Here is a 12936-nt window from a genome sequence, read left to right as displayed (position 1 = left end):
TGTATATCGACTATTTTTAATTAAATTTTAGAAGTGGATTTAAATAGACTTAAAAATTTAAGTCTATTTAAGATAGTAAGCAATTTGCTCTTTTGCAAGTATGCGTATAAGATTGCTTGTGCCTTCTACTCCAGTTGGAAAGCCTGCAGTGAGCAAATAGCACTTCTCTTTATTCATAAAACCTTTTTCAACGCTAGATTTTACAGAATCTCTAAGTAAATCCGTTAAATCCTCGCTTTTATTAACCAAAATGGCAGGATTGACACCCCAAACTATACTTAAAGAATTCAATGTTTTTTCAGAATGAGCCACTGCTATAATCTCCATATCTGGACGATATCTTGAAATTTTAATAGCGGATTTTCCACTACTAGTCAAGGAAAAAATAGCATCAGCATTAAGATCTGTTGCAAGATGGGCTGAAGAGCGCATGATTTTATCTGTATTGTCAAGATTTTCAAATTCATTAAATTTGTTATAAGGATAGCGCTTTTCAGTTTCTATGATGGTTTGACACATGACATCAACTGCATTGGCTGGATCTATACCTACTGCACTTTCTTCGCTAAGCATTACAGCATCTGTCCCATCTAAAACAGCATTAGCAACATCTGAAATTTCGGCTCTTGTAGCAGTTTTGCTTTTTGCAAGAGAAAAAAGCATTTGTGTAGCTGTTATAACAGGTTTTGAAGCATTATTGGCTTTGTGAATAATTGCTTTTTGTATATTAGGTACTTTATAGTAAGGAACTTCTATACCAAGATCTCCACGCGCGACCATTATACCATCACTAGATGCTATAATTTCATCTATATTTTCAACTGCGTCAAATTTTTCTATTTTTGCAAATATAGAAATTTTAGCATTATTTTGAGCTAAAATTTCACGAACTTCATCAATATCATGAGCATTTTGAACAAAAGAAATAGCTAGGAAATCTACTTTATTTTCTATACCCCAAAGTAAGTCTTTTTTATCTTTTTGTGTGATAACATCAATATTGATTTTAGTATTTGGAAAATTAATACCCTTGTTTGAATTTAAAAAACCATCATTTTCTATGAGAGTTTCAATTTTTTCACTATCTTTAGCAGTCACTTTTGCCCTGATTGAACCATCATATAAATAGACATATTCGTCTAATTTTAGCATATTTAAAATTTCGCTTTGATTGATGCTAAGTTTATAATGATTTGGAGCAATTTGTTCGCCTATGATTTTTTCATAATAAAAATCAAGTCTATCACCTTTTTTAAGCTCAAAAGGAGTTTTCAGCTCTCCTGTGCGAATTTTTGGCCCGCTTATATCTTGTAAAATTCCTACGCGAGTGTTAAGTTCTCTTGAAACTTTGCGTATGGTTTCAAGATTGTTTTTGTGGTATTCATGTGTTCCATGAGAGAAATTTAAACGAAAAACATTTACGCCATTGATTATCATCTGGCGTAAAACATCTTCCTTTTCGCTTGCTGGCCCAACTGTAGCTACAATTTTAGTTTTTTTTAGCACGCTGTTCTCCTTTTTTTGTTTAATTATAATCAAACTTTGGAAACAAAAAGACTACAATAATTCTGAAGCAAATTTATCCTCATCAAATTTAGCTCCTAAATACTCGCACATAAGCTTAGCATCTCTTTCAGCATTGCCTAAACAGCTTGTTGCTCCAGGACTTGGAGTCATATTAAAAATAATTCCGGGAGTTTCGGTAATGCTTGCTTCACCTAGCATTAATTCTCCTCTAGTTTTATCAATGACTTGAGGACGCACTCCCCCAAAGCCTTTTGCATAATAAATATCACTTGTTTTTAAGCTAGGGACTATTTTTTTGGCATCTTTTACAAATAAACCTTTATCAATAAAAGGTAATTCAAAAAGATAGTTATAAAGTATATAATTTCTAATCGTTGGATCTTTAAACATACTAAAAGTAACCTTTAAGACGGTTTTGTCAAGTTTTAAGGCTTCAAAGAATTCAGGGACAGATTTTAAACCATGGTAGCGTTCAAGTTTTGGAATAACTAGGGCAGTAGGGCCAAAACGAGTATTCATATCTGCAAGCAAGTCAGGATCTCCATGAAGAGCTGCAAAAGGTAGTTTTGGATTTTGTACCATATAGACTTTACCATTGAGTAGTTTTTGTTTGGTTAAATAAAAGCTTCCCGCTACAGGCCAACAAGATTTATCCATACCCAAATTCATTTTATGTGCTAGATACAAAGAATGTGCACCAGCATTTACAACTACAGCCTTAGAACGGTATTCTTGATAAGTGTTTGTTTTCAAGATAAAAATATCATCTTTTTTCTCTATATGAACAATTTCTTGATTGAAAGCTACAAAGGTATTTTTGCCTTGTTTTTGTCCTTGTTCAACCAAACTTGCACTCATTTTTCCAAAATCTACTGTAGTAAAAACTTCTCCAGCTTCGACTCCCATAGCACAGATATTTTCAGGTCTATCATCTCTGCCATTTTCTCCAAGAGCTACTTTAGGCTCAATTTGTTTAATTTTATCTTTATTAAAAAATTTCATATAAGGATAAAGTTCGCCAAATTCTTCATGGCGTTTTTTCATGTATTCGCATTCTGAATCACCAACAGCCAAGGCCATTTTTTGATGAGAAAACATAAATTGATTTTGAGCATTTTGCAAAAGCCCGTATTTTACTATCATATCAGCAGTTCTTTTAACTTTTTTAGCTTTTTCTAGAGTATAGTTTGTTTCGATATCTCCACAATGAATAGTTTGAGAATTGCTTGTTCCTTTAGAATTTAATGTTGCAGGAGCATGATATTTTTCTATTAAAGCAATATTTTTAATATCAGTATATCTTGCAAGCTCGTAAAATAGAGCTGCTCCAGAAATTCCTGCTCCGATGACAATTACATCGAATTCTTGTTGAGTCATTTTTTTCCTTTTTTTGCTTCTAGTAAAGTTAATTTTTCTAAATAAAAGTGTAATCCAATTTATTTTATAAAAAGTTAAATTTGATTGAAGAATATACAGAATGAGAATTTTTGTAACATTACAAATTAAAAAAGTAGATTCGGATTTTCTTGTATAATCTTCTTCATTCCTCTAAAGATGAGAAGTTTATCGTAAATAGCATAATCAAAATAATTTGCTAAAAACTGCCCATCTCCACCTGTAAAATAAAGTTTTTTATTTTGCGCAGCATCTTTTATAAGCAAATAAATACTTTTAAACACTCCATAACTTAGAGCATCGCTTGTTTTTTGCGGGAAGGCATCAAGACTGATTTGGGTATTAAACTCATGTTTTAATCTAGGAGAAATATGAGCATAAATTTTTCTATAATTAGCAATACCCGGTAAGATGAAACCTCCTAAATGTATGGAATTTGATACTATATCTACCGTAATTGCACTGCCAGCATCTACCACAACTCCATCTTCTATAGTGTAACAAGCTGCGATTCGATCTACACCCAAGCCTTGATAAATGGTATCAAATACAAAATAAGGCTCAAGATTTATAAAGTTTTTGCGTGCTTTTAAATGTTCTTTAATGTGCTCATTAACATTGATATAAAAAATTTTTTGTTCACTTTTAAATTCTAAAAATTGTTCTATATTAAGGGTAAAAAATTTATTATCATCTAAAAAACTAGCATTGGAATTGCCAATATCACAAAATAGCATGAATATGAAATCCTTTTTCTTCAAGGTAATGTTTTGCCTTTGAGCACAGAGGGCTTTTAGCAAAAAAATATTTGTATTTTAGATCAAAATCATTGGCTAAGTTGTTTATAAATATAGCATCTTTGTTGATAAATCTTGCTTTTCCTGTGTATATTAAAAGTAAATTTTCATCATTCAAAGCACAAAGATAAGTTTTCTTTTTTGTTAAATTTGTTAAATCAAAAGGTTTTAAATTCAGCTTTAAAACCTTCATTGCTTCATTTAAAATATTCATAATAAATCTAAAATTTTATCTCCATAATAAAACTTTCCATTGCCCATAAAAGATATTTTTTCAACTGCGTTTGGAAGTTCAAAGATTTGAATATTTTCAAGATTGAGATCACATTTGATTAAATAGCCTGTTTTCTCAAAAGCGTAAAGATGGTCATTGTGTATGCTAACTTTTGTAAAGATAGCAAAATCAAATTTTTTCTCTGTGATTTTTCTTAGATTATAGTCTGTTTTTATGATGTTGCCATTTTTTTCTAATATAAATAGCGCATTGCTATCTAGTGCAATATCTTTAATATCAGCATCCAAGTAAAGAGTTCTAGCAGGGCTTACTACTATAACTTTTTTAGCTGTTGCAGCTATCATTTTATCATCATTTATATCAAGGTGAATGACATTGTTAAAAAAACTTTCTGCTGAAATCACAACATCTTTGACAACTTCAAAAGTATTTTTTGATACGATTGTAATTTTCCCATCTAAAGTTGGATAAATAATGATATTGTCTAAAAAGATAGGATTTGCAACGCGACTATCTTGTGCGGGTGCAGGTGTTAGGTTTTGGCTGAATTTTATACCTAGGGAGCGATTGGCTAAAACAATGCTATTGTTTGCTAAAACAAGTGCTAAATCATCTCCATGTAAAGCTACTCCAAGAACTGCAGCATCAAATTTGTAAGAATAAACTTCATCATGAGAACTATTGTAAATTTTTAAATTTCCATTATCATCTGCTTCGATAAATTCACCCTCTTGATATGCTAAAAGTATATAGCCCTTATCTAGTTTAAAATCTTCAATTATTGCATCATTTTTTAAAATTACTTGATTGTTTTTGAGTTTTGCCGAAATTGTATTCCAATCCACAATACTAGATTTTAAGCTATCGTTAGAACTTAGCTTTCCATCGGTTTGTGAAGGTTCAAAGTATTGTCTTTTAGTTCCACAAGCGCAAAGAAAAATAAGACAAAATGAGATTAAAAAAAACTGTCTCATCGGGAAATGCCTTGATAGTGTTTTAGATTTTTAGCAATCTGGCTTAGGGCTGAGTCATCTTTAATTTGAGAAAGTAAAATATTAGCTTGTTCGATTTTTCCCTCTCCTAAAAGTCTATAAGCTTGTAAAATTTTATCGTAATTTTTTAAAAATATCGATTTTTCTCCTAGAGGAAGAGAAATAATATTTTTAAGCAAATGATTTGCATCAGAATTGCTACTTAAGCTTTGCAACTGACTTTTAATCTCGGTATTGTTGATATCTTTTGCTAATTCTTTCATTAGAAAAATTGCATAAAGATTAGCATTTTTATTTTTAAGTTGTTCAAGAAGTGCTTGATCGTTTGGGTTGTTTAATAAACTTGTGTAAATTTTATTGCTTTCTTCGATATTGTATTGTTCGATTTTACCACTGATAAAGCTTATAGTAAACCAAATAATCAAAATTGCTATAAGTGCAAATATATATAATTTATATTTTTTTATAAATCTCTCACCTTTGATAAAATTTTCAATGAATTGTTCTTCGGTATTGATTTCTGCTTTTACGGCTTTTAAATTATCTTTTAATCCCAAAATTTATCCTTGTAATTTTTAATTTTAAAAAACTGCAGTATTGTATCATATAAATTACAAAATATCCTAAACAATTTAAAGCTTTTTATGATATAATTTTAAAAATTGACTTTATTTTAGTAAGGTTTAAGATGCAAATAGATGAAAAATTGCTTAGCAAGCTTGAAAAACTAAGTGCTTTACAAATTGAAGAAGAAAAAAGAAGTGAAGTGATTTGCGAACTTAGTGAGATTGTGAATTTTGTTGAGAAGTTAAATGAATTAGATTTAAGTTCTTCAGAAGTTACAATCAGCACCATTAAAGGTGGAGCACCTTTTAGAAGTGATAGTGTTAATAGTAGCAATGTAGTAGAAACGGTTTTAAATCATGCCCCAAAAAGCAATGATCATTTTTTCATTGTTCCTAAAATCATTGAGTGATTAATCTAGTGTTTAGTTCTTGTTTATATAATTTATAATTTTAAGTGATTTTTAAATGCTTTGGTAAGGTGAATTAAAATATGGAATTTTACTGGTTTGATGCTTTTATTTTAGGTTTTACTCTACTTTTAGGTCTTAAGGGTATTGTAAGTGGTTTGATTAAAGAAGTATTTGGTTTGCTCGGGATTATCGGTGGTGTTTTTATTGCTTCAAAATACGCTTCGCAAGCTGCAGAATTTATTCAAAATACTTTCTATAAGATAGAAAATCAAAGTTTGGCTAATTTTGCAGGATTTTTAGCAATTTTAATTATTTTTTGGATAATTTGTCTCGTGCTTGGCAATTTTATTTCTAAATTGGTTAAATTAAGCGGTTTGGGATTTTTAGATCGTTTGGGAGGGTTTATTTTTGGAGGTGCAAAAGTATTTTTAATTTTTGCAATTTTAGTTTTTTGTGTGGCGCGTATTGATTTTTTAAATGATAAATTAAATCAATTTGCCCAAAATAGTTTTACTTTAACTCCTCTTAAAAATATAGGATCATTTATAATGAATCAGTCTCTAACAACAAGTAGTTTGGGTCAAATTGATCAAAATTTGCAAGATATTAGAGATGATTTAAGTACTACTCAAGGAGAATAAAATATGTTGATTGAGAATGTAGAATACGATGTATTACTAGAAAGATTTAAGAAAATTTTACGACAAGGTGGTCTTAAATATACCAAACAAAGAGAAATCTTACTCAAAACCTTATATCATAGTGATACACATTATACTCCTGAAAGTTTATATATGGAGATTAAACAAGCAGAACCGGATTTGAATGTAGGTATTGCTACGGTTTATAGGACTTTAAATTTGCTTGAAGAAGCAGAAATGGTTACTTCTATATCATTTGGTTCGGCTGGAAAAAAATACGAGCTTGCCAATAAACCACACCATGATCATATGATTTGTAAAAATTGTGGAAAAATTATAGAATTTGAAAATCCTATCATTGAAAGACAGCAAGCCTTGATTGCTAAAGAGCATGGATTTAAACTTACGGGACATTTAATGCAACTTTATGGTGTGTGTAATAATTGTAATCAAAAAGCTAAGGTAAAAATTTAATGTTTGACAATATTTTAGAACAACAAAGAATTCAAAAGGCTAATGAGCTTAAAAACGCAGGAGTAAATCCTTATCCACATTTTTTAGTTAAAGAACTTTCTCTAGCAGATTTTAAAAAGAAATTTAGCTATATTTTTGATACTGAAAATAAACGCGATGAAAGTATCTCTTCTGTCATTTCTGGACGCTTAAAGCTTCTTAGAATTGCTGGTAAATCTATATTTGCTAATATAGAAGATGAGAATGAGAATTTGCAAATTTATTTTAGTAAAGATTCTTTAGGTGAGGAAAAATTTAATTTATTCAAAAAAAATCTTGAAGTGGGTGATATCATCCTTGCAAAAGGCTTCCCTTTTGTTACTAAAACGGGAGAGTTTAGCTTGCACGCAAGTGAGATCACTTTAGCAACTAAATCAATAGTACCTTTGCCTGAAAAATACCATGGACTTACAGATATAGAACAAAGATATCGTAAGCGTTATGTAGATATGATTATGAATGCAGAGGTTAGAAAAGATTTTCTGACTCGTTCTAAAGTTGTAAGTTTGATTCGTCATTTTTTTGAAGAAAAAGGCTTTTTAGAGGTTGAAACTCCTATGATGCACCCCATTGCAGGTGGTGCAAATGCTAAACCTTTTGTAACTTTTCATAATTCTTTAGGGGTTGAGAGATTTTTAAGAATTGCACCTGAGCTTTATTTAAAAAGACTTGTAGTGGGTGGTTTTGAGGCAGTTTTTGAAATCAATCGTTGTTTTAGAAATGAAGGAATGGATCTTACTCATAACCCTGAATTTACTACAATTGAGTTTTATTGGGCTTATCATAATTATAAAGATTTAATGGATCTTACTGAAGAACTTTTTGCCTTGCTTTTAGAAAAATTGCAATTAGGAAAAATCATAGAATTTGATGGACAAAAAATCGATTTTTCCAAACCTTTTGAGAGAATTACTTATAAAGATGCGCTTAAAAAGTATGGTGCTTTAAGCGATGAAATTATTGAAAATAAAGATAAGATTTTAGAGAAATTAAAAAAAGATGGCTTTGAAGCAAATGATAAGCTTGACTTAGGGCATTTGCAAGCCGAGCTTTTCGATAATTATGTAGAAAGTAAACTTATTGATCCTACTTTTATCACAGATTTTCCAATATCTATTAGCCCACTTTCTCGTCGTAGTGACAAAAATTCTGAGATAGCAGAGCGCTTTGAGCTTTTTGTGTGTGGTAGAGAATTAGCCAATGGTTTTAACGAATTAAATGATCCTTTAGATCAATATGAAAGATTTTTAAAACAAATTGAGGCTAAAAATGCAGGTGATGAAGAAGCGTGTGAAATGGATGAAGATTTTGTAAATGCTCTAGGATATGGTATGCCACCAACAGCAGGACAAGGTATAGGAATAGATAGATTGGTGATGCTTTTAACAAATAAAAAATCTATTCGAGATGTGATATTGTTTCCAGCTATGAGGCCATTGAAATCAGAATTAAAGGAGGATAAAGAATGAGTTTAGAGCAGTTTGATAAGGAAATTTTTGATTTAACTAACCAAGAGTTAGTGCGCCAGTGCGAAGGTCTTGAAATGATAGCAAGTGAGAATTTCACTTTGCCTGAAGTAATGGAAGTAATGGGAAGTGTTTTAACTAACAAATATGCAGAAGGTTATCCAGGTAAGAGATATTATGGAGGCTGTGAATTTGTAGATGAAATCGAAAATTTAGCTATAGAAAGATGTAAAAAACTTTTTAATTGTAGTTTTGCAAATGTGCAACCTAATTCAGGTTCTCAAGCTAATCAAGGCGTTTATGCTGCACTTTTAAATCCAGGTGATAAAATTTTAGGAATGGATTTAAGTCATGGTGGACATTTAACACATGGTGCAAAAGTAAGCTCATCGGGAAAAATGTATGAGAGCTTTTTTTATGGTGTAGAGCTTGATGGAAGGATAAACTATGAAAAAGTTAGGGAAATTGCTCATATTGTAAAACCAAAGCTTATCGTGTGCGGTGCGAGTGCTTATGCTCGTATTATTGACTTTTCAAAATTTAGAGAGATTGCGGATGAAGTTGGAGCTTATCTTTTTGCAGACATTGCACACATTGCTGGACTTGTTGTAGCAGGTGAGCATCCAAGTCCATTTCCTCATGCTCATGTAGTAAGCTCTACAACCCACAAAACCTTACGTGGTCCAAGAGGCGGTATCATCATGACTAATGATGAAGAGCTTGCTAAAAAAATTAATTCAGCTATTTTTCCAGGTATCCAAGGTGGACCATTGATGCATGTTATTGCAGCTAAAGCCGTGGGATTTAAATTTAATCTTAGTGAAGAATGGAAAATTTATGCTAAGCAAGTAAGAAGCAATGCGCAAGCTTTAGCTAAAGTTTTAATGGATAGAAAGTATAAGCTTGTAAGTGATGGAACAGATAATCATCTTGTATTGATGAGCTTTTTAGAGCGTGAATTTAGCGGAAAAGATGCGGATTTGGCTTTGGGTAATGCAGGAATTACAGCAAATAAAAATACCGTGCCTGGCGAAACTAGAAGCCCATTTGTAACAAGTGGATTAAGATTAGGAACGCCTGCCCTTACGGCTAGAGGTTTTAAAGAAAATGAAATTCAAATAGTTGCTAACTATATAGCTGATATTTTAGATGATATTCAAAATACTCATTTGCAAAAAGAAATTAAGGAAAAACTCAAAACCCTTGCAAGTAATTTTATAATCTATGAAAAGGCAATGTTTTGATTTCACCTATGGATCTGTCGCTGATTAAAATAATTAGCGACCATTATTATATACGACGCGATAAGATTATGAAAAAAATAACACATCGAGGTCGTTTATTTTTTGATAAATTTGAAAGGATTGATGCTCCTTTAAATTTAAATATCATGAGAGAACATGCAGCGAAGAAAATTGTTGTTGCTCATGATTTGATCACCAAAGACAATAAAGTAGAAAATATTGTTTTTGATTATAATGGTTTTAATGCTGAAAGATTTTATCATCGTGCGCAGCTTATTTTGCGTGAAGAAGGTTTTATAAATTTTACAGCTTACAAAACAAAGACTCCAGGTCATTTACATCTTTATATTCACAAAGGTCACACTGCGTTAAACGAAGGTTATTCTTTAGCGTCTAAACTTTCAATGATGTTTGCAAGTAAAATGCCAGTTGAATGGAAGGTGTTTCCAAGTATGGATATTCCTAGAGAGTTTAATATATTAATACTACCCTATGAAGTTTATCAAAAAGAACGAGGCAGTTCTTGGTCTAAACATATGTAAGAAAGGAATATTATGGAAAATAATAAAAATGAATTTGATGATATTATTTTGGAAAAAAGTAATAAAAGTGAAAAAATGAAAAAAATTCTCTTACGCGTCATTGCTTTGATAATTTTATTTCTAGTGATTATGATAGTTATGAAACTCATTAATAGTGGTGAAGAAAATACTGAAAATCAAAGTATTTTACCAAGTGAACCCTTAAATATAACGCAAGATAATAATACTGATTCTTTTGAGAGTATGCCAATTACTGAAAATACTTCAGCTGAAGATCAATTTGAAGCTTTAAGAAGACAGATTCAAGGGGAGCAAAATGATAATTCTTTAGCACCAGCTCCTAATGCAAATGATAATATCAATTTAACTATGCCTGATCAAGAAGTGCCTGCTGAGCCAAATACGACAAATTCTGAAAAAGTGGCACCTTTAAATACTACACCTCCTAAGCAGGAAGTAAAACAAGAAAGTAAGCCAAAAGAAGAAGCAAAACAGACTGTCGTAAAAAAAGAACCTGCAAAACAAACACCTAAACAAGAGCCAAAAGCCAATGCTAATGATTTGTTTAAAAATGTAGATGCTAAACCTGTTCATCCAAATGGTCTAGCTTCTGGGATTTATGTTCAGATATTTTCAGTGAGCAATTTAGATCAAAAATCAAGAGAGCTAGCAGCTGTAAAACAAAAAGGCTATGAATATAAGCTTTATAAAACTACAGTAGGTGGAAAAGAAATCACTAAGGTTTTAATAGGACCTTTTGAGAAAGCAAATGTTGCAGCAGAATTAGCTAAAATTAGAAAAGAAGTAGCTAAAGACGCATTTTCTTTCACTTTAAAATGAAATTTTTAGCTGTGATCGGCGATCCCATTTCGCATTCTAAGTCGCCTAGAATTCATAACAATGCCATTCAAGTTCTCAAGCTTGATGGTATTTATACACGCTATCATCTACAAGATTATCATCAATTAAGACAGGATTTTTTTAAATTAAAACTTCAAGGAGCAAATATCACTTTGCCATTTAAAGAAGCAGCTTTGGAAATGGCTGATGTTAAAGATGAGCTTGCTAGTAATATTGGCTCTGCAAATACCTTATGTTTAAAAGATGGAAAAATTTATGCTTACAATACTGATGCCTTAGGTTTTTTAGAAGCTATTAAAGAATTTGAAAGTATTAATAAAGCTTTGATTTTAGGAGCTGGAGGGACTGCGCTTGCTCTAGCATTTGCTTTAAAGCAAAAAGGAGTAGAGGTTTGTGTGGCAAATCGTAGCGAAAAAAGATTTAAGGATTTTACTTTATATAAAACCAGTCTTTATAATGCCTTGGATGATTTTGATTTTGATTTGGTGGTTAATTCAACTTCGGCAGGCTTAAAAGATGATGATCTACCTTGCGATAAAATACTTTTAGATAAAATTTTAAGCAGAGCAAAATTTGCCTTTGATGTCATTTATGGCAAAGAAACCTCTTTTTTAAAATTATGCAAAGAGCATAACTTAAAAGTAAAAGATGGGTTTGATATGCTTTTATGGCAAGCTGTTTTTGCCTTTGAGCTTTTTTTTGATGTCAAAGATAAAAGAGAAAAGATTAAAAATGCCATGCAAGAAGCTCTGAAGTTAGAGTTTTGATTTTTTTGATTTCTCTTAGAAAATATCAAATATAATAAGAGAAATCAAAGTATTATTTACTATTTAGGCTAATCATTCAAAAATGATAACCCCATCTTGATTTTTGTTTGTGTTATTTTCATATTGTATATTTGAATTTGAAGATGTTTGCTCTTGAAAAGAAATATCTTGCGAGCTATTATCCAAATTTTGTTCTTGAGGTAAATTTTCTTCAAATATTGTGTTGGTATCAAAATGATTAAAGCCGCTAGAATCAGTATTGCTATTTGGTACAGTTTTTCCTATATCTGTGGCTTTTGGAAGATTATTATAGAGTGTATTTAAAGTATTTTTATAAAAATGTAAAAAACTTTTATCTATTTCAAAAGCTGGTTTTTCTAGACCTTTATTGAGTTGTGTGGGTACTGTTGAAATAGTAGTTTTAAACATATTTATTCCATCTTTGGTTTTAATAGGGTAATTTAAATCCACCAAGGAGTCAAGTTTGGTATGGCTTGTTAGATTGGTCGAATTTTGAGGGTTGTGCTGATCAATAAAATCAATTTTTCCTTGAAATTTAATTCCTAAATTAGATTTAACAGACTCTCCACTCATAAAATTATTTGATTTTTGTATATTTTTTTCTTCTATAAGAACATTTATCAAACTTTTAAGAGTGTAATCAGGATTTGAAGTTACTATTTTATAGCCCTTAAGCTGTGCTATGGTTTTAAATTGTTCTTCTAAATTTTCTTTTAAAAGAGCCACTTCCTTGTCAATGCGAATTTTAAGTACAGAGTTTTCAAAATAATCTGAATAATTATTATTTTGTTCTATATTTATAGGTTCTAGCATGATTGAAACCCCAGAATCTATAGGCTCTACTTTTGTAGGAGTTTGAGGTTTGAAATTAGGCATTGAAACATGCACAAAATTATTGCTAGCACCACTGCAAGCAGCTAAAAATAAAGCAATAATAAATAAGAAATATTTTTTCATTT

General features: G+C 30.9%; 15 protein-coding genes. 8 read left to right on the top strand and 7 right to left on the bottom strand.

The genetic code is table 11. From position 1 onward, the window contains the following. Window positions 1-63 precede the first annotated feature (63 nt). The 6 genes from pyk to KAR67_RS03810 form a co-directional block, all read right to left on the bottom strand. Complete coding sequence (gene pyk, locus KAR67_RS03835; protein ID WP_002812304.1) at window positions 64-1506, bottom strand: pyruvate kinase; 1443 nt, start codon at window positions 1504-1506, stop codon at window positions 64-66. 51 nt (window positions 1507-1557) lie between these two features. Continuing rightward, a complete protein-coding gene (locus tag KAR67_RS03830; RefSeq protein WP_002778331.1) occupies window positions 1558-2904 on the bottom strand; it encodes an FAD-dependent oxidoreductase in 1347 nt (448 codons plus the stop codon). 125 nt (window positions 2905-3029) lie between these two features. After that, a complete protein-coding gene (locus tag KAR67_RS03825; protein ID WP_002778333.1) occupies window positions 3030-3659 on the bottom strand; it encodes a type III pantothenate kinase in 630 nt (209 codons plus the stop codon). Then, window positions 3646-3933 (bottom strand): hypothetical protein, encoded by a 288-nt coding sequence (locus KAR67_RS03820; RefSeq protein ID WP_002812302.1) that lies wholly within the window; start codon window positions 3931-3933, stop codon window positions 3646-3648. Before KAR67_RS03820 ends, KAR67_RS03825 begins: the two co-directional genes overlap by 14 nt. Continuing rightward, a complete protein-coding gene (locus KAR67_RS03815; RefSeq protein ID WP_002778342.1) occupies window positions 3930-4928 on the bottom strand; it encodes a hypothetical protein in 999 nt (332 codons plus the stop codon). The genes KAR67_RS03820 and KAR67_RS03815 overlap by 4 nt, the downstream gene beginning before the upstream one ends. Beyond that, entirely contained in the window at window positions 4925-5503 is a 579-nt protein-coding gene (locus KAR67_RS03810; protein ID WP_002778347.1) for a hypothetical protein, read from the bottom strand. The genes KAR67_RS03815 and KAR67_RS03810 overlap by 4 nt, the downstream gene beginning before the upstream one ends. Window positions 5504-5634: 131 nt before the next feature. On the opposite strand from KAR67_RS03810, the gene gatC reads away from it, so the two are divergent. From gatC to KAR67_RS03770, 8 genes are all read left to right on the top strand, one after another. Further along, entirely contained in the window at window positions 5635-5922 is a 288-nt protein-coding gene (gene gatC, locus KAR67_RS03805; RefSeq protein ID WP_002778349.1) for an Asp-tRNA(Asn)/Glu-tRNA(Gln) amidotransferase subunit GatC, read from the top strand. Window positions 5923-6002: 80 nt separating this feature from the next. Beyond that, window positions 6003-6563 carry a CvpA family protein gene (locus tag KAR67_RS03800; protein WP_002778351.1) on the top strand — a complete coding sequence of 187 codons (561 nt, stop codon included), beginning with the start codon at window positions 6003-6005 and terminating at the stop codon, window positions 6561-6563. Between the two features lie 3 nt (window positions 6564-6566). Next, complete coding sequence (locus KAR67_RS03795; RefSeq protein ID WP_002778353.1) at window positions 6567-7037, top strand: Fur family transcriptional regulator; 471 nt, start codon at window positions 6567-6569, stop codon at window positions 7035-7037. Beyond that, a complete protein-coding gene (gene lysS / locus KAR67_RS03790) occupies window positions 7037-8545 on the top strand; it encodes a lysine--tRNA ligase (protein WP_002778358.1) in 1509 nt (502 codons plus the stop codon). Before KAR67_RS03795 ends, lysS begins: the two co-directional genes overlap by 1 nt. After that, window positions 8542-9786, top strand: coding sequence for a serine hydroxymethyltransferase (locus KAR67_RS03785; protein ID WP_002778360.1), 1245 nt, complete (start codon window positions 8542-8544; stop codon window positions 9784-9786). The genes lysS and KAR67_RS03785 overlap by 4 nt, the downstream gene beginning before the upstream one ends. After that, entirely contained in the window at window positions 9783-10328 is a 546-nt protein-coding gene (locus KAR67_RS03780; RefSeq protein WP_002778362.1) for a DUF1882 domain-containing protein, read from the top strand. The genes KAR67_RS03785 and KAR67_RS03780 overlap by 4 nt, the downstream gene beginning before the upstream one ends. A gap of 12 nt (window positions 10329-10340) precedes the next feature. Beyond that, a complete protein-coding gene (locus KAR67_RS03775) occupies window positions 10341-11168 on the top strand; it encodes an SPOR domain-containing protein (protein WP_002778371.1) in 828 nt (275 codons plus the stop codon). Further along, window positions 11165-11956: a shikimate dehydrogenase gene (locus tag KAR67_RS03770; RefSeq protein WP_002780722.1), complete on the top strand. Its 792-nt coding sequence runs from the start codon at window positions 11165-11167 to the stop codon at window positions 11954-11956. The genes KAR67_RS03775 and KAR67_RS03770 overlap by 4 nt, the downstream gene beginning before the upstream one ends. Window positions 11957-12028: 72 nt before the next feature. Here KAR67_RS03770 and KAR67_RS03765 read toward each other — a convergent pair whose 3' ends face one another. Beyond that, window positions 12029-12934, bottom strand: coding sequence for a hypothetical protein (locus KAR67_RS03765; RefSeq protein WP_002778381.1), 906 nt, complete (start codon window positions 12932-12934; stop codon window positions 12029-12031). Window positions 12935-12936 lie beyond the last annotated feature (2 nt).

Origin of the sequence: Campylobacter sp. JH32, from assembly GCF_017846535.1 — a bacterium.
In the GTDB taxonomy this organism is placed as follows: domain Bacteria; phylum Campylobacterota; class Campylobacteria; order Campylobacterales; family Campylobacteraceae; genus Campylobacter_D; species Campylobacter_D coli.
This window is presented reverse-complemented; position numbering and strand designations above follow the sequence as displayed.